Raw genomic sequence first — 17,367 nt, 5'->3', positions numbered from 1 at the left:
GCGCGGCTTCTTCCCCATGCTCTCCATGATGGACATCATCCTTACCGGGACCGAAGCCCCTGATCAGGGGTGTCCGTCAAAGCGAATCAAGCCCATTAGTTCCCCAGATCCCTCAACGCCTGTCACTTGGATCCTTGCCAAGCCGCAAGACTCCACAAGAAAGGCCCCAGGTCAGCGCCAGTCGAGCCCGGACTCGGTCAGTTGATCTGATCCGTCGCCGTCGGGCTGGCCTGCTGTTCGGACCCGGGGGAGGGCCCCTGGGCGAAGAGGTCAGTTCTCGGTTGGCGGGGCGGCGGTGAGGAGCTCGCGCTTCACGTGCTCGTAGTCGGCCAAGGCCTGCGGGTCACCGTGGGCGTAGTCGGTCCAGAAGCCGGGGCGCTGCCAGCGGGCGTCGGCGAGACGGGTGCGGCCGTCGGCGATGACTAGGGTCCAGCCGGGCGGTATCCGGGTGTCCACTGTCTCGAAGGAGACGGGGTCCCAGAGCAGTCCGGGGTCGGGGGTGCCAGGGCCGAGCACGCGGATCTGGCAATCGATGTCGTCGGTGACCATCTCCAGAACCGGGTAGACATCGCCCACCCGGATCCCGTCGAACTCCGTGACGGGGACGTCGCCGTCGGGGTGGATGATCTCCAGACATCTGACTCTCATGGGTGAGAAGTATCGCCCTGGCCGATTCCCGGTTGCTGTCCGGGGCGCCGCGAGAGATCCGGCGAGGCGGCCGTTTCCGGTCGCGGGAGATGGCAACTCCCGGTGCACCGGACGCTGCGCCCGCGCCCCGGACCCGGGACGCGTACCTCGTCGGCACGTGCCGTCATCGCACGGTCAGGCCGTCGCGCGGGCCGCCTCCCGTACGCCGACGGTGGCCTCGAACCGGTTGTCGACAGTTCTCCAGCACGGGTGGAAGCACGGTTCGGCGCCAACCGAGGCGAACGCCTCCTTGGTCTCCTCACACGGGTTGTCCATCCAGGCGGCCTCGGCGGCGGCGTCGCCGGAGTCCATCACGATCAGGATTTCGGGATCGCCCGGCCGCCAGTGCTCGGCTTGTGTCAACCGCTCGACGACGTCGCGCAGTTGGGCGGCGGTGACGGCGGTCGCGTCGTCTGCGAGGCCCAGGCGCACGGCGTCCGGCAGCGCGCACCAGGAGGTGCGGCCGGACTCCAGCGCGGCGACGAAGGAGTACGGCCGGCCAGGCACGAGCTGGTCCGTCTTGCGGTCGACACGTCCGTAGACATGGCAGAACAGCCGCTCGTCGCTGGTCGGAGCGTTGGGGGCGGAGCCAGTTGCTCACGTCCACGGCCAACACGATCCGCCCGTTGGCTGCCTTCTCAGCGGCAGGCCGGCCAGAGCGCGGCGCAAGCGCGTTGGTTCGAACCAGCCCCGGTCCAGGGCGGCGTACAGGGCACCATGCCCGCGTCGGTGCTCAACCGCCAGCGACAGCTCGACCAGGGTCTTCACCGGCGCTGAAGGGTGTCTTTACTGCCGTAGGGTGGCTGATCAGGGGTTTTGCGCGCCTTCGTGTCCCGGACATGATCCCAGCTGGTGGGTCTACGACTGCTGTACTTGATCTTCTGTCGACTGATGGGCTGGCTCGTCATGCCGGGCCGCTCCTCCGCCGCGAACAAGGCCGAGATCCTCGCCCTACGCCACGAGGTCGCTGTCCTCCGCCGCCAGGTCGGGCGGCCACGGATGTCGTGGGCAGACCGCGCCGTACTCTTCACTCTCGCGCGCCATCTGCCGCCCGCCTTGCGCCGACACCGGCTGGTCACTCCGGGCACGCTGCTGGCCTGGCACCGGCGCCTGGTCCGCTGGAAGTGGCGCCAGCCACCGGCCAGGCACGGCCGACCACCACTCTCCGAGGAGATCGTCGCGCTCATTCAGCGCCTGACCACCGAGAATTCGACCTGGGGGTACGTCAGGATCCAGGGTGAGCTGCGGCGACTCGGTCACCGGGTCGCCGCTGCCACCATCCGCCGGATCCGGCGCCGCTCCGGCTTGCCGCCCGCACCGCAGCGCGCCTCCCGGAAGACCTGGTACACCTTCCTCCGCAGGCAGGCCCACACGTTCCTGGCCTGCGACTTCATGCACGTCGACACCGTGCTCCTCAAACGTCTGTACGCCTTCTTCGTCATGGAGATCAAGACCCGGCGCGCCCACGTCCTCGGCGTCACCGCCCATCCGAGCGGCGAGTGGGTGGCCCAGCTCGCCCGGAACCTGCCAATGGACCAGGGAGACAGAGCCGGGGGCTTCCGGTTCCTCATCCGGGACCGCGATTCCAAGTTCACGGCCGCCTTCGACGCTGTCTTCGCTGGCAACAACACCGAGGTCATCCCGACGCCGCCACAGAGCCCGCGCTCGAACGCCTTCGCGGAGCGGTGGATACGCACAGTGCGCGCCGAATGCACCGACCGACTGCTCATCACCGGCGAACGGCATCTGCGCGCCGTCCTCGCCGAGTACACCGAGCACTACAACGCCGGCCGCGCCCACCGCAGCCTGGAGCTGTGGGCCCCAGACGACGAACCCAACGTCATCCCGCTGCCCACCGCAGCCATTCGGCGCCGTCGAGTACTCGGCGGACTCCTCAACGAGTACGACGGCGCCCCGGGCCAGTCACCTCGCAGCCCGTAGGAAACCCCCAGTTCAGCGGCCTGATAGGAGTTTTGACACCCTTCAAGCCGGTCGCAGACTCCCGCTCCGCTCCCTTCATCCCGCCGCCGAGTGATCACCGCTGAGAAGACCTCAATGGCTGCGCTGATCAAGTACTTGCAACGGCCGCATCATTTCATTGTCCTCATGGTCCGTAATGTGACAGTGCCAGACGTACCGTCCCGCAATGCCAAAGCGGACCTTGACTCGGGTGATATAACCTGGCAATGCGATCACGGTGTCCTTATATCCGCCTTCCCCTGGTTGTGGTGGTGACAATGCGCCGCCCGTGATTGCTTGGCGGTCGAGGACCTGGAATCCGATCTGATGGATGTGGATAGGATGTGCGTCACTGGTGAAGTTGTACAGCTCCCAGATTTCGGCGTCGCCTTTCATTGGCGTCTCGGTGACCGGGTCTGACCACAGGAGCGGGGTAGATGAGCCACTTGGTGTAACTGTGCCAAGTGTGTCCATCGTGGGCGCGTCGGTGAAGTGCGCGGAGTCCTCCTCATTGAGTGATAGCTTTCGGACCGTCCGGCTTTCGGGAAGCGCCGGGATCGGAGGAAGCGCGATCTGTGACGGCGGGACACTGGTGTCGGTGGAGCCAAGGGAAATGACAGTGAATTTCATGACCTGCCCTGTGGTCGTGATATTCGCTGGCATAAAGTCGGTGACCGGTGCGCCGCCGCCGTACGCCTCGTCCGGGCCTTCGTTGATCAAGTAGAGCTCGGTGTCAACTGGGGTGCCGGTGAAGTCGACCACCACGTCAGCGCGCTCTGCGGGGGCCAGTAGGAGTTGATCCAACTGGACCGGGGTCGGCAGGAACCCCTGGTCGTTTCCGACCTGCCAGAAGGGCAATGCGGGGCTGACGGGGCGGGGGGCTGTGGCATTAGCCACGATCTTCAAGATGAGAGTACGGGCGTTGCTTGCGTTGAGGATGCGCAGGCGGTACCGCCGTGGTTCCACGTTGAGTACCGGCCAGGTGTTCCCGTTGACGACCATCGTGGTGCCGAAGAACTCCGGGTTCCAGATGGGCGGAACATCGGTATAGGGGATCCACGGACCGTCCGATGGGGTGTCTCCGAAGTATCCGCGGCTGCCGGGAAAGAACAGCGACCCGTCCGCATTGAAGGACTTGTCCTGAACTGCTAGGGGGATTTCGTACGGGTGGCCGTGGGCATCGTCCCACCCCGATGCCGGCCCAGGGAGTACTCCTGGGAGGAGATCAGCAGGTCCGCCTCGCAGCAGGTAGAAACCGGCAAGGCCCGCGTAGACATTCACCCGAGTCATGCCCAGAGTGTGATCGTGGTACCAGAGAGTTGTGGGACGCTGATCATTGCTGTAGGTGAACGTTGCCGACCCGGTGCGCCAGCGGACGCCGTAACGGTCACGGAACTGCTCGGCGAACCGATCGTAATAGGTGCCTACGCGAGCATAGTCACGAGGAATATCACGAGATGCTGGCAGGTACCATGCCTCGGGGTATCCGTCACTCTCTTCTCGACTATTCCCACCGTGCAGATGGGTCACGATGGGCACCGGTCCTGTGTATGGCCCGGGAGTGGCTGAGAAGGTGGGCCGCGAATCACGCCCGGCTCTTCCGCCAGGAGGGTTGGCCCAATGCAACGTGGGGTCCACGGCGCATAGATGGGGCAGATAGAAGCCGCGCGAGGTGACGAGGTCGTTTACCCATGTCACGGAGATCGGCCGATCCACACGGGCTTCAATGGTCAGGCCCGGCGTATGAAAGGATTGCTGGTGGCCAACAGCTCCGTAACCCCAGACCGCGGTGGCCGGCATCCCGATTGGCAGCATTTGCTGTCGGAACTGACGGATTGCGATATGGTAGGAATCTCGGCCCTTGGCGGGCATTCTATCGAGAAGAAATAGCGGCGTTCTGTACTTGGGTACAGACGACGGATCGAGTGTGCCTCCTGATGTCCGTGAAGGATGCGGGTGGTGTCGACCGCGTCGAAGAGTACCCGACCCGGATGAAGAAGCGACTGCGTAGGCATGCCCGCCCGCAAGTGCGCTGGCGAAACCTACGGCACCGACCGCCGCAACCGTGGTTCTGAGCAGGTTGCGTCGATTCGGCAGAGAACTCTCGGGGACGTCGGCCGCCTGCGAAATATCCAGAGGATCGGTATCCTTGATCACGCTCGAATGATATGTGCACGACATGGAGCGTGGCGTTATTTCTGCGAGTCGACACGTCCCACCCCATAAAGTTCGATCAGTAGACTATCTCTACAGTAGTAGATCTTCCTTTCGGTGGCCGAAGCTGATCTCCCCGCATTGCCCGTGAACCTCTAAACCCGAAAACGGTTGTCCAGCCAGGCAGGCGGCAGTCCCCGGCGGAGCCGGGGGAGGTCCCGTGCGGCTGTGTCGGTTATGGGCCGGCTGGTGCAGGGCCGAGGGTCACATCGTGGCCGAGGGCACGAAGCTCGCAGGTGGGCCGGGCTCGCGGCGTGCTCGGTGCCCAGCACGCGGATCGTGCCGGAGGCGCGGCCGACAGCGGGCCGAGGACCTGCTCGCCGCCGAGATCACCGTGATCCACCTCGCGTCCAGGGACGCCTACGGCCTCCCGCGCGTGCATGCGCAACTGTGCCGCCAAGGGCATGCCGTCAACCGGAAGAAGGTGGAGCGGATCATGCGCGAGCGCGGGATCGCGGGCGTCACCCGCCGCCGGCGCCGCGGTCTGACCCGCCAGGCCCGCAGGCTGGTGTTCGCCCCGGATCTGATCGGGCGCGACTTCACCGCGCCCCGCCCCGAGACGCGGTTGGTCGGCGACATGACCTGCCTGCCGACCGAGGAGGGCTGGCTCTACCTGGCCACCTGCATCGACCTGGCCACCCGCGAGGTGGTCGGCTACGCGATGGCCGACCACCACCGCGCCGAGCCGCCGGTGGCCGCGCTTCGGATGGCGGCCGGCCGAGGCGGCCTGGAGCGCGGCTGCATCTTTCACTCGGACCGCTGCGGCGATTACACGACGAATGAATTCCGCACCGAGCTACGCAAGTTGAAGATGAGGCAGTCGATGGGAAGAGTAGGCTCCTGTTACGATAACGCCGCCGCCGAGAGCTTCTTCGCCGTCCTGAAGGAGGAGATCGGCACCCGGATCTGGCCGGACCGTTTCGGCCCAGACAGCACCGAGACTGCTCCCTCCGGGTGGCGGCGGGGTTCGCCGGAACGGCGGGACGGGCAGAGCCTTCGGCATGACGACACCCCAGGCCAGGCGCCGCCGTCCGGACGCTCCCGCCGTCTCCGCTCCCGCTGCCCCGGTCCGCACCGTGAGGCCGGCCCGGCCGGGCAGCGGGTGCTGCCGCACGTGGACGAGCGAGCACATCTCCCCGGGCGGGATGGTCGTCCGGAGGACCTGGCACGAGCCCGCGTGCAGGACCTGGGGCCGACCGTGACCGCCCCGCCAAGGGCGGCCCTGACTCACTGTTCGCGCCCGGCGCCACGGTGGTCCGCCGTGTCCACGCGGGCAAGGTTTGGTCCGCGCAGCCGCACCGGGAGATCTCCGACACCGGCACGGTGCTCGAGCTCGGCTACTGGCCGGGCATCCGCTCCCTTGCCCCGACCACCCGGGCCGCGGCGCTGCGCACCGGCGACGACGCCATCCGCAAGAGCGGACCGCAGAACCTCGCGGCCGGCACCCGGGATCTCGGCCCCTGGGCCTGGCAGCACACCGTCGTCCGGTCCCGCTTCGAGACGGGCGAGTGGTTCTCTCTGCACTACTTCCAGGAGCCCCGGGCGGGGGAGCCGCTGCGCCTGTACGTGAACTTCGAGAAGCCGGCGGTCCGGACGCGGATCGGGATCGACACCCTCGACCTGCTCGTCGACCTGGTGGTGGAGCCCGACCTGTCCGGCTACGCCTTCAAGGACGAAGACGAATAAGACCACGGCCGCCGCCTCGGCTTCATCACCAACCACGACCACCGCCTGGTCGAGCAGGCCCGCGAGCGCGCTCTCGGCCTCCTCCAGACCCGCTCCGGCCCCTTCGCCGACCCGTGGCCCATCTGGTCACCGGACCCGGCGTGGCCGGAGCCCGAGGTGCCCGACGGCGTCGACCACGTAGCCGCCGGGACTGCGGGGTGACGACAGCGGCAGTGGCACGGGTGAGGGTGTGTGCTGGCCGAGGGCCGGGTCACCCTCATCGTCGGCCTACTGGCCGCGGCGGTCCTGCTCAGCCTGGTCCTCAACAGCACCCTCGGCTGGTGGTGGGCCGACCCGGCCGCCGGCTACGTGCTGCGGCGGCGATCCGTCCGAGCAGGCCGGTCTTGCCGCGGACCTTGGCGAACTCGGCGACGAAGGCGTCGGTGACCTTCTTCTCCGCGCGGGCGTTGATCCGGTGCACGGTGGAGTTCAGCAGCTCCACCAGGGCGTCGGTGATCTCGCGCCGGCGCTGGAACAGCAGCGCGGCCAGCAGGACCTGACGCACCGCAGCGTCGAAGCGCCGCAGAAGGCTCGGTGAGGCGGCCGACGCCCTCGCCCGCCAGGCGCTGACGACCTGCACGCCGATCCCGGTGAACGCCTTCGCCGGGACGCCCACGGCACGAACCTGCTTGAGCTTGGATATCTCCTCCAGCAACGAGTTGAGGCTGTCGTTGCAGGGATGGGCCTTGATCTGCGACGGCACCGCCTCGATGTCGTCCTCGTCCTGGTCGCTGTCACCGCCCTCGCCAGCAGGCTCCTCGGGCGCGACGTACTCGCCCTGGGCGCCGGGCAGGTCGGTGAAGACCAGCGCGTCCAGCCGCTGCGGCAAGCCGCCGGCGGCCTGCAGCTTCAGGGCGACCTCGGTGACCGCCCGCTCCTCGGTCTGGTGCAGGGCCGAGCGGACGATCGAGGTGAGACGGTCCGTCGTCGGGGGCTCGATCCGCTCGGCCCGCAGGTGCCGGTGCAGCTCGCCGCGGATTTGCTCCCCGCGGCGCTCGTCGTGCCAGATCAGGTCCACCAGGTGCGAGGTGGCCTTGGTGGCGTCGGTCCGGCTGCACTCGCGCCAACCGGTCAGCTCCCGGATCTTGCTGCGGTGCCGCTTGGCCGTACGCGAGGTGAAGTCGTGGGACGCGAGCTCCACGGCAGGCACGCCGACCTGCTTGGCGACGTGCTCGACGGCGTCGGGCGGCAGTTCCAGGCGGTTCTTGGGGAACCGGCCGCGCCAGAGCAGGAATTTGAGCTGGACGCCGAAGCCGATCCGGGTCGCCCCGGTCTTGTTCCGCAGCCACGTCACCTCGTCTCCGATCAGCGTGAAGTGCTCAACGACCTGGTCCAGCCCAAGATCCCGGCCCACCGGTGTTCCCCTCCCACGAAGACCGCTGGTCGGCGGGGACGATAGTGACCGCCAAACTCACTGGTGGCGGATACTGTCGAACCGCTCCGCCGGGTCCGATCGATCTGGTACAGCCGCGCGCGCCGAAGGGCGGCCACCGGCTTGGCGGGCTGTCACCGAGCGGCTGGCGCACCGGCGGTGTGGTGCACGTCCGTGAGGGTGGAGGTCAGGCGGGCGGAGCCGACGGTGGCCGCGAGCGCGGCGTGGTGGTCGGGTCGCTTCCATACTCGCTGGTGAGGCAGTGGTGCGATCGAACGCGGGTCGAAGGCCACTCCCGGTGGCTGATCCTGACGCCGCCTCAGCGGCTGTGGTGGGGGGCCTGGTGGACTCAGTGGAGGCAAAGGCAGAACGGATGGCCGGCCGGGTCCGCGTAGACCCTCCAGTTGGCCTTCGGGTGGAGCTGGTCCGTCCGCTCCAGCACGGTCGCGCCAAGGGCCAGCGCCCGCTCTTCCTCCCCGTCGAGGTCGTCCACATCGAAGTCAAGGTGGAGCTGCTGCGGGTGCTGCTGGCCGGGCCATTCGGGCGGACGGTAGCCGTCCACCCGTTGGCAGGCCAGCGGCGTTCCCTCGAACCCGTGCACCTCGACCCAGTCGGGATCCTCCAGGTCCGCGACCACCCGGCCGCCGAGCAGATTCGCGTAGAACGCCGCGAGCCGTACCGGATCGGCGCAGTCCAGCGCGACCGCCTGCAGCTTTCGAATCATTTCCGACACCCCTCGTTCCTCGGCCGCTTCCGCGACTCCCCCGTACAGGAGGGGTCGTACCCGCCTCCGTGGCGGGTACGCGCGGCAGTGCGCCGGCGGTGCCGTGCATGACCAGCCCAGTCCGGGCTGTGGGGGCGGGAGCGGGGACGGGCCGGTCGTACTGGGCGAGCCTGGCGAAGCTCCCGCAAGCCGCTTGATCACACGATCGCGGACTCCGTCAACGCGGGCCCTCTTACTGCGAGTGTTTACGGCAGCGTGGTGGCGTCGACTGCCTGGATCTGTTTCGAGTCGTGGTCCGAGACGAGAAGGGTGGTTCCGTCGGGGCTGAGGGCGAACTCGCGGGGGAAGTCTCCGGTGGGGACGCGTCCGAGGCTGGCCGCCGGGTTTTTGGCGAGGGCGGCCCGGGTGTCCACCACGGTCAGTCCGGTGGCGGCGCCCGGGGTGTGGAACCGGTTGGAGTCGGCGGTGATGATGCGGCTGCCGTCTCGGGTGAGGATCATGCCGACCGGGGCGGTGCCGACCTGGACGGAGGTCAGCAGGGCGTGCTGGGGGTCGGTGGTGAGTCTGGTGGCGTCGAAGGCGAGCAGGGCGTTGCTTCCCCGCGCGGTGACCCACACGGTCCGCCCGTCCGGTGACGGGGCGACCCGCACCGGGTTGCATCCGGCGGGGACGCTGCCCAGCAGGGCCTTGTCCGGAGTGGATTCCAAGGTGGTGAGGTCGATGACGCTGAGCTCGCCGTGTCCTTTGCCCGCTGCCTGCTTCTGGCCCGGGGTGACCTCGCTGGTCGCGTACAGCAAGCGCCCGTCGGGGGAGAGGGCGGTGCCGACCACGGCGTTGCCCAGGGGGAGGCTGCCGATGACGGTGCTTGGGCCGAACCCGTCGTGGAGTGCCGTGCGCAGGTCGAAGACCTCGATGTCGCCGCGGTGGCCGGTCTGCGCGTCGCCGTACTCCTGGCTGACGAAGGCATAGCGGTCATCGGGTGAGACGGTCACCTCGATCGCGCTGGTCCCGGCCGTGCCGGTGAGCGTTCCCAGTACGGCCCCCGGTGATCCGTTCGCCGCCTTGTCCGCGTCCACCACGATCGCTCCGCTACCGGCGGCGATCAGCAGTTCACGCCCGTCGTGGGTGAGGGCGACTCCGGTGGCGCCTTCCTTCCCCAGGCTCGCGGCCGGAAGCGGGACCGTCCGCACGAGCCGGGGCGGGGTGTCCTCGGTGGAAAGCACCCCCAGTTCCGACTGCAGCACGACGAAGGCGACGTGGCCCGTCCGGGCGTAGACCAGCCCGAAGGGCCGCGCCGGCACGGTCACACTCGTGGTTCGGACACTGTTGAGCTGGGACTGTGTCGGCGCGGGGCCGGTCTGGCACGTGGGCCCGGACGGGGATGCGGCTGTCGCCGGGGCTGTGGCGGAGGACGGCGGTGAGCCGGCGCGGCCACCCGGGGCGCTGCCGTTCCCCTGGCACGCCGACGCGATCAGGCCCACAGCCAGCGCCAGCGCCAGCGAGGAGATTCGCTTGCCCGAAAAGCCCATCAACGCGCCCCTTCTCCATCTGTCGAAACGATGGCGACGGTAGCGGGCAACCTTGTGGATTTTATGTGAGTGGGCCACAGGCCGTCACACGGTTGCAGATCAGTCCGGCCGAGTTCGAACGCCGCCACGTCGCCGAGGCACCCCGTAGCGTGCTCTACGCAGCCGCATAACTCGCAAGCCCACCGCTGTCCGTCATACCGGGGCAACTCAATCCTTCTCCTTGGCCCGCCATGGGATGAGTGCTCGTCGCAGCCGCGACGGGGTTTACGGAGAGCCCAGTGCCGCACCGGGTTCGGGAGGCGGCCCGGAGAAACCCGCTGACGGTGACGTCAGGCAGGAAATCGTACGTGCGACCGGATCCGCACTCGTCCGCGCCGGGCCGATACCTTGATGACCGGGGCGGACACCTTGATGACGCTCGCCCTGGACCGCCCGCTGCGCCCTACAGCCGCCAGGCCCTGCACCGTGGCCGCCGGGGGCGGTGAGGGTGTGCCACACCGCCCCGCCGGGCCCGTCCTGCTCCAGGTCGTCCAGCCGGGCCGCACCGGCCCGAACAGTCGTCAGCATCTGTTCCACCATCGGGTGCAGGCCGGCGAGCGCCTGCAGGTCGCGGATCCGGTGCTGCGCGGCCTGCTCACCGGTGTCGGCCAGGACGAACAGCAGCCGGGGGAAGACCACATAGTGCTGCTGCCGCACCGGCAGGCCGCTCTGCGCGCCGGCGGTGCGCCGCAGGTGGGGCGGGATCGGGTGGTGGTCGTGGAAGCGGTCGTGGCCGATCAGCGTGGAGGCGAGCTTCTCGCTGGCCATGGTGCCGCGGTCGGCCTCGACGAACGCCCGGAACAGCCCGACGGCGTCGAAGGTGAGGCCGCCGACGGGACCGATCTGGCTGCGGGCCATGCGGACCGCAGCCGGGACCATGGCCTGTACGTCGCAGAGCGTGGTGGTCTCCAGGTCCAGCGGTTCGCCGCTGCGCTGCCGGGTTCAGGCAGTGGGCTGCGCCAGCGGCTCGGCTTCCGCGTCCCGCGCCCCGGCGGCGGCGCTGTCGGCCATGACCGCGCCCGCCGCGTCCGCCGCGTCCCGTCGTGGTGCGAGCAGGATCGCCAACGTCGCGACGCCGATCACCGAAGCGCCCACCCAGAGCGCCGGAGCGAGGCCGTCGACGTAGTGCTGGGCGCTGCTGTAGCTCCCGTGGGCTGTGAAGACCGCGGTCAGGACGGCGACGCCGAGTGCACCGCCCACCTCGCGCAGCGCGCTGTTGGTCCCCGAGGCGACGCCCTGCTCCTGCGGGCGGACCGAGCCCATCAGGAGGGTGGCGACCGGGGCGAAGAAGAGCGCCATACCGACCCCGGAGAGCACCAGCGCGGGAGCCTGGGCGGCGTAGCTGACATGGGTGCTGACGACCGCGGCGAACCAGCCGAGACCGGCTGCCTGCAGGGCGAGCCCGGCGGCGATCACGTTGCGGCCGCCGATCCGGCCGGCCAGCAGACCGGCCAACGGGGCGACCAGCATCGGCATGCCGGTCCACGGCAGCATCCGCACGCCCGCCTCCATCGGGCTGAAGCCTTGGACCGCCTGCAGGAACTGACTGAGCAGGAAGATCGACCCGAACATGCCCAGGGACATCAGCACCGTGGCCGCGTTGACCGCCGAGAAGGCCCGGCTGCGGAACAGGCGCAGCGGCAGCAGCGGCGCCGGGCTGCGCCGCTCCCAGGCGAGGAAGGCGAGCAGCAGGACCGTTCCCCCGATCAGCCCGGCCAGCACCGGCCCGCTGGTCCAGCCGTCGTCGTTGCCGCGGATGACGGCGTAGACGATGCCGAAGAAGCCGGTGCTGGCCAGGGCGGTGCCGGGGATGTCGAGTCGGCCGTTCGGGCCGACGCTCTCGGTGAGCCGCAGCCGGGCGAGCGGCAGCAGAATCAGGCCGAACGGGACGTTCAGGGCGAATATCCACTGCCAGGACAGGTGTTCGACCACCGTCCCGCCGATCAGCGGCCCCATGGCTACGGCCATGCCGTTGACCGCCCCCCACGCGCCGAAGGCCATCCCGCGATTGGCCGCGGGGACCGCTGCGGTGAGCAGGGTCAGGCTGACCGGCGTGAGCAGGGCCGCGCCGACGCCCTGCACGGCTCGGGCGGCGACCAGTGCGTCGATGTTCGGCGCCAGGGCGGCGGCGAGCGAGGCGAGCGTGAAGACGCCGAGCCCGATCGTGAAGATCCGGCGGCGGCCGAGGCGGTCGCCGAGCGCCGCGCCGAGCAGCAGCAGGACGGCGTAGCTGAGGGTGTAGGCGTTGACGGTCCACTCGAGGTCGCTGATCCCACCGCCGAGGTGCTGTCTGATGGCGGTGAGTGCGGTGGTGACGACCAGGTTGTCCAGCGCGGCCATGAATCCGGCGGTGCTGGTGATGACGAAGGCCCAGATCGCCGGGCTACCCCTGCGCATGACGGAACTCCTCATGAGGTACGTGTGGTGCGGGAACTAGTTAGTTATTGCTCAATAACTTTGCGCGGCATGAAGAACCGGCCGCCGCGCCCGGTGGGGCAGCCGGCCTATGCGCCGCCGCCCTTGACCCCGATCCCCTCCCAGAGGCGGTGGTCGGGCGGGAAGCCCATGGCGAGGAGCGTGTTGATCAGCATGCCGCGGGCGAAGAAGTCCGTGGCCTCCTGCGCGCTCATCCCACCGGCCGCCCGCACGGAGTCCCACAGGTCGACCCACAACGCCCGGACGGCCTCCCCCACCTCCGCGTCCCCCTGCGCTTGCGCGACGGCGGTGGATGCGTACATCTGCATCTGCAGGAGCAGCAGGCTGCGGTCGGCCACCAGGTCGACATAGGCGTCACCCATGGCCGCGACGCGCTCCGCCGGATCGTCCAGGCCTTCGACCGCCTTGAGGAACGTCGCCTTGACCTCCTCCATGCAGCGGCGCACGGCCGCCTCGAACAGCGCCCGCTTGCTCGGAAAGAGCCGGAACAGGTAGGGCTGGGACACACCGACCCGGGCGGCGATTGCCTGGGTTGAGGTGCCGTTGTAGCCGCGGTCGGCGAACTCGATCACCGCCGCGCGAATGACACTCTCGCGCCGTTCGTCCGCTGACATACGCATACTCGTCCTTGCCATGGCGCCAAGTTATTGGTCAATCACTAATTTCGTCAACCCCTGGCCCCACGACGACCTCGGCGTGTGACCGACCGCTCTTCCTGAACTGGCGGGAGGAGCGGCGTCAAGGGGGGAAGCTGTCTGGACCACCGTGCCCGCACCGGGTCCCCGCACGCCGCGATCCGGTGGCGCTTCGGCAGCCACCAGTGGCAGAGCCTCACCGACGCGCTCGCCACACGGCCGCCCGCCCCGGGAACCGAGCGGGTGCCAGACAGGGGCCGACGGCCCCGCTGGATGAGGTCCTCTATCCGGGCGGCGCCGGCCGGGACGGTGGCGAGCAGTTCGGCGGTGGCCGGGCTCTCCTCGGCGGCCAGCCGCAGGTCCGCCACCGCCCCCGCCGACGAGACCCACACCTCAGGCAAGCCACGTGCCCGAAGCCGCCGGATCCGTCCGGCGGGACGGAAGTCGGAAGGCCGCCACCCCAGCGGGTGACGGCCTCCAGTGTCTTCTCGGGGCCCCGGCAGCGTACCGCTGGGCAAGGACGTCGGCCCCCGCCCAGCCGGGTCTACCAGGCGACGCCGAGGGCTTCCAACTGCCCGATCTGCTCGGGGCTGAGCTTGTCGCGGTGGGCCTTCTGGTTGTTGAGCCAGGTACCCAGCGACGTCCCGTGGGAGCGGGGTAACTTGGCAGGGCCCTCCCGCTCGACGAACGCGGCCAGCGCTGCCAGGCCGGCGCCGAACCGGTCTGCCGGGACACCTTGGGCTTTGCTGCGGCCGCCGCCCGAGCAGTGGCCAGGACCTGGTCCTCGGCGATGTCGAGCGCCGCGAGCAGGTCCTGCTGCTCCTGGTCGAGTTCGGCCCATCCGGCCCGCTGCGCCCGGACCCATCGGAGCGCCTCGCCCTCGAACGCCGTCTCCAGCGGCAGGGTGGCCCAGTCGACGCGGCCGTCCGACTCCAGCCACCACACCCTTGCCACCGAGTAGGTGCGCTGCCAGGTGATCGGCCAGCGCGGCGCCCACCACGGGTCGATCTCCTGCAGCGCGGCCCGCCGCTGCGGGTCGAGGGCGCCCGGTTCGCCCGCTGGCACCTCGGCGGCGGCCCGAAGCCCGGCGAGCCAGGCCCCGATGGCGTACCCGCCGATGGCCGCCCGCGCGGGTGCCGCCAGCGAGCCGCCGTGCTCCCTCGCCCACACCCGCGCGCAGTCGAGGCCGGCCTCGAACCTGGCGTCCGAGACGGACCGGGATGTTCACCACTTCGGGAGGCAGTTCCGAGGGCCGCTGTGTTCGAATTGTTCACGAGCATCGGCAGCACCGGTTGCCGGCGCTCAGTGACGGTAGGCGGCTGTCGCGATCTCGATGAAGGATCGGATCAACGGGTTGGTGTCACCTTCGTTCCACACCGCCACCACTCGGCTCGGCGTCATGTCGGTCAGCGGTACCACGGCCAACTCCGCGGGCAGGTCGTGTCCGAGCGGGGCCAGGCCGACCGTGCCGTTCCACAGCACGGCGTGCAGGCATTCCTGAACGGCGCGCACCACTGGGCCCTCGCGCGGCGTGCCACCGTTCCAGTAGGACTGCCAGATGGGGTCGGTGCCCTGCGGGAACTGGAACCAGCGGCGGTCGCTCAGCTCGGCGAGCCGCAGCCGGTCGCGGCGGGCCAGCGGATCGTCGGCGCGCAGGACCACGCCGACCGGATCGGTTCGCAGCGCACGCACCGTCAGGGCGGTCTCGTCGAACGGCGCCCGGGTCAGGGCGACGTCGACCAGTCCGGCGCGCAGCCCGCACGTCGGGTCGGTCAGATCGGTGTCGCGGATGCGGATGTCGATGCCGGGGTGGGTTCGGCGGTAGGCGGCGGCCAGCCTGGACAGTCCCGGGTCGGTGCCGTCGCCCAGGATGCCGACGGTGATGGTTGCGGCGCCGGCTGCCGCGCTCACGCGGACACGGACGCGGTCGGCATGGTCGAGCAGGGCCCGCGCCTCGTCGAGTAGCACCGCGCCCACCGGAGTGAGCGTGACGCCGGTGGGTGAGCGGGCGAAGAGCAGGGCCCCGACATCGGCCTCCAACTGCTTGATCGCCCGGCTCAGCGGCGGCTGACTCATGTGCAGTCGGGTGGCTGCCCGGCCGAAGTGGAGTTCCTCGGCGACGGCCACGAAATAGCGCAAGGTCCGTATCTCCACGCTGCAACGATATCCACGGGGTATCGGCTCTGCGGGATTGGTCTTGGACACTGGTAGGCCCCCGGCGGTGCACTTGTGAGCATGACCGAAGAAGCAGAGGCCAACGCGCCGAAGGCCGACCCCGCCGTATCGGTGGTGGGTCCCGGCGACGGCGAGACGATCGTTCTGGGCACCACGCACATGCGCGTCCTGGAGGACGGCAGCCACACCGGGCACCGCCTCGCGATCGCCGAGTCCGTCCTCGCCCCGCACACCCAGGGACCGCCGCAGCACCGCCACTCCCAGCACGACGAGGGCTTCTACGTCCTCTCCGGCACCGTGCGGTTCACCGTCGGGGACGAGGACCACGACGCCACCACGGGCACGCTCGTGATGGTTCCGCCCGGTACCCCGCACACCTTCGCCAACCTGTCCGACCAACCCGCCGTCATGCTCAGCACATTCACCCCCGACCTGTACGTGCAGTACTTCCGAGACCTCCAGGAGGTGCTCGCCGGCGGCCAGCCGTCGACACCACAGGCCAACATCGACGCGATGAGCCGCTACGCGACCGAGCCCGCCACCGACCTCGCCTGAAGCCGACGGCGCGCCACGGCCCGGCCCGGCCCGGCCACCCGCCTTTCGACCGGCAGGGCGGTGGCGCTGCCGCCTTTGGGCGTCCGGGTCCCTCGAACAACGGACCGGGCCTTTACCAGGGCTCTTCCGGCAATCGACGCAATCGACGGGTCCCCGTGAACCGGTGGCCCATGAACGGAAACCATGAACATCGCCTATTGGATCATCGCGGGACTGCTCGCGCTCTTCTACTTCTACGCAGGCACGCTGAAGGTGATCCGCAGCCGCGATCAACTCCGCCCGATGATGGCCTGGGTCGACCGCATACCCTTGCGCGCCCTCAGGGCGCTGGGGGCGGTCGAAATACTCGGCGCGACCGGCCTGATCCTGCCGCCGCTGACCGGCATCGCTCCCTCGCTGGCGCCGGCCGCGGCCATCGGCTTCGTACTCCTGCAGACCGGCGCGATCGCCGTCCACCTGATGGGCGAAGACCGCCGGATCGCACTCAACGCCGGACTCACCGCTACCGCGGCCGTGACCATCTGGTTGGCCATCAGGCTGTGATCGAGCACAGTCCTCGACCGGCGGATGCGACGACAGGGCCGCCGTCCCACAGCCGCTGTCATTTCTCAGACTCCGGCTCAACTTCGTGGTGCAGGGCCCGTGGAGGCTGGCGCCCGACCGCAGGCGATCCGCCGACCTGCCCAATCACCCACTCGTCGAACCCTTACCCGAGGAGCCATCATGCACACCCCCGCCACGATCATCGGCGCCGGACTCGGCGGCCTCACGCTGGCCCGTGTCCTGCACGTTAACGGAATCGCGGCCACTGTCTACGAGGCCGAGTCCTCCCCGACGGAGCGCACACAGGGCGGGCTGCTCGACATCCACGACTACAACGGGCAACTCTTAGCAGGACTGGTGTTGGTCTTCGCGTAGGGCGGTGGCGATACCGGCGAGGGGCGCCAGCCCGCTGTTGGCGAGTTGTCCGAGCCAGTCCGGCAGCGGTGTGGGATCGCGGGTGTCGAGCATCGCGGCAAACTCGCGGACCAGGTCGTGGGTGCGCCGGAGTGCTGGGCAGTGTTCGAGCAGCCGGCGCAGACGCTCAGCGGTTTGCGGGCCGTGCCGGTCGGGGGCGGTGATGATCCAGCGTGCGGCTTCGCGTGGGGAAGGCGGTCGTTCGCGGGGCTCGTCCAGGGGCAGGCCACGCCTGAGGGGTGCGAGGGCCATCTTCACGCGCTGGTTGAGCTTCCCCCGGCGTGCGGGAGGTGCTGATCAGCTGGTCAGAAGGGGTTGGCGGGGTTTCAGGTTCACTTGTTCGGCCGTCGCGTGGTTGGC

General features: G+C 69.3%; 15 protein-coding genes and 3 pseudogenes. 6 read left to right on the top strand and 12 right to left on the bottom strand.

What is annotated here, in order from left to right:
* Positions 1-270: 270 nt before the first annotated feature.
* Together ACWDAK_RS38110 and ACWDAK_RS38105 are read right to left on the bottom strand one after the other, a co-directional pair.
* Positions 271-648, bottom strand: coding sequence for a hypothetical protein (locus ACWDAK_RS38110; RefSeq protein ID WP_427396032.1), 378 nt, complete (start codon positions 646-648; stop codon positions 271-273).
* Positions 649-960: 312 nt separating this feature from the next.
* Positions 961-1,458 (bottom strand): annotated as a pseudogene (locus ACWDAK_RS38105) (transposase); the annotation flags it as partial.
* Positions 1,459-1,539: 81 nt separating this feature from the next.
* Between ACWDAK_RS38105 and ACWDAK_RS38100 the strand changes: the two are divergent.
* A complete protein-coding gene (locus ACWDAK_RS38100; RefSeq protein ID WP_344640639.1) occupies positions 1,540-2,628 on the top strand; it encodes an integrase core domain-containing protein in 1,089 nt (362 codons plus the stop codon).
* A 111-nt stretch (positions 2,629-2,739) separates the two neighbouring features.
* Here ACWDAK_RS38100 and ACWDAK_RS38095 read toward each other — a convergent pair whose 3' ends face one another.
* The gene (locus ACWDAK_RS38095) at positions 2,740-4,803 is read right to left on the bottom strand and encodes a multicopper oxidase family protein (protein WP_427396031.1); all 2,064 of its coding nucleotides are present in this window, start codon (positions 4,801-4,803) and stop codon (positions 2,740-2,742) included.
* A gap of 217 nt (positions 4,804-5,020) precedes the next feature.
* Between ACWDAK_RS38095 and ACWDAK_RS38090 the strand changes: the two are divergent.
* Positions 5,021-5,749: pseudogene (locus ACWDAK_RS38090) on the top strand (IS3 family transposase); the annotation flags it as partial.
* Between the two features lie 362 nt (positions 5,750-6,111).
* The gene (locus tag ACWDAK_RS38085; RefSeq protein ID WP_427396030.1) at positions 6,112-6,546 is read left to right on the top strand and encodes a DUF402 domain-containing protein; all 435 of its coding nucleotides are present in this window, start codon (positions 6,112-6,114) and stop codon (positions 6,544-6,546) included.
* 301 nt (positions 6,547-6,847) lie between these two features.
* Here the strand turns inward: ACWDAK_RS38085 and ACWDAK_RS38080 are convergent, their stop codons facing one another.
* From ACWDAK_RS38080 to ACWDAK_RS38045, 8 genes are all read right to left on the bottom strand, one after another.
* Positions 6,848-7,939: a DUF4158 domain-containing protein gene (locus ACWDAK_RS38080; protein WP_427396029.1), complete on the bottom strand. Its 1,092-nt coding sequence runs from the start codon at positions 7,937-7,939 to the stop codon at positions 6,848-6,850.
* A gap of 367 nt (positions 7,940-8,306) precedes the next feature.
* Entirely contained in the window at positions 8,307-8,681 is a 375-nt protein-coding gene (locus ACWDAK_RS38075; protein ID WP_344640634.1) for a VOC family protein, read from the bottom strand.
* A gap of 245 nt (positions 8,682-8,926) precedes the next feature.
* Positions 8,927-9,982 carry a YncE family protein gene (locus tag ACWDAK_RS38070; protein WP_344640633.1) on the bottom strand — a complete coding sequence of 352 codons (1,056 nt, stop codon included), beginning with the start codon at positions 9,980-9,982 and terminating at the stop codon, positions 8,927-8,929.
* Between the two features lie 492 nt (positions 9,983-10,474).
* On the bottom strand, positions 10,475-11,128 hold the full coding sequence (locus ACWDAK_RS38065; protein ID WP_427396028.1) for a hypothetical protein: 654 nt from the start codon (positions 11,126-11,128) through the stop codon (positions 10,475-10,477).
* A gap of 63 nt (positions 11,129-11,191) precedes the next feature.
* Positions 11,192-12,646, bottom strand: a complete 1,455-nt coding sequence (locus ACWDAK_RS38060; RefSeq protein ID WP_427396027.1) for a DHA2 family efflux MFS transporter permease subunit — start codon at positions 12,644-12,646, stop codon at positions 11,192-11,194.
* Positions 12,647-12,753: 107 nt separating this feature from the next.
* Positions 12,754-13,299, bottom strand: a complete 546-nt coding sequence (locus ACWDAK_RS38055) for a TetR/AcrR family transcriptional regulator (RefSeq protein WP_344640630.1) — start codon at positions 13,297-13,299, stop codon at positions 12,754-12,756.
* A gap of 565 nt (positions 13,300-13,864) precedes the next feature.
* On the bottom strand, positions 13,865-14,161 hold the full coding sequence (locus ACWDAK_RS38050) for a helicase associated domain-containing protein (protein WP_427396033.1): 297 nt from the start codon (positions 14,159-14,161) through the stop codon (positions 13,865-13,867).
* A 461-nt stretch (positions 14,162-14,622) separates the two neighbouring features.
* Positions 14,623-15,474, bottom strand: coding sequence for a LysR family transcriptional regulator (locus ACWDAK_RS38045; protein WP_344640628.1), 852 nt, complete (start codon positions 15,472-15,474; stop codon positions 14,623-14,625).
* A gap of 81 nt (positions 15,475-15,555) precedes the next feature.
* Between ACWDAK_RS38045 and ACWDAK_RS38040 the strand changes: the two genes are divergently transcribed.
* The 3 genes and pseudogenes from ACWDAK_RS38040 to ACWDAK_RS38030 form a co-directional block, all read left to right on the top strand.
* Entirely contained in the window at positions 15,556-16,050 is a 495-nt protein-coding gene (locus tag ACWDAK_RS38040) for a cupin domain-containing protein (RefSeq protein ID WP_427396026.1), read from the top strand.
* 183 nt (positions 16,051-16,233) lie between these two features.
* Complete coding sequence (locus ACWDAK_RS38035) at positions 16,234-16,593, top strand: DoxX family protein (protein ID WP_344640626.1); 360 nt, start codon at positions 16,234-16,236, stop codon at positions 16,591-16,593.
* A 180-nt stretch (positions 16,594-16,773) separates the two neighbouring features.
* A pseudogene (locus tag ACWDAK_RS38030) lies at positions 16,774-16,938 on the top strand (NAD(P)-binding protein); the annotation flags it as partial.
* Here ACWDAK_RS38030 and ACWDAK_RS38025 read toward each other — a convergent pair.
* Positions 16,939-17,259 (bottom strand): hypothetical protein, encoded by a 321-nt coding sequence (locus tag ACWDAK_RS38025; RefSeq protein WP_427396025.1) that lies wholly within the window; start codon positions 17,257-17,259, stop codon positions 16,939-16,941.
* Positions 17,260-17,367 lie beyond the last annotated feature (108 nt).

The organism is Kitasatospora sp. NPDC001175 (genome assembly GCF_053598215.1).
Note: the sequence above shows the minus strand (reverse complement) of the source record. Positions and strands in the feature narration are given on the sequence as shown.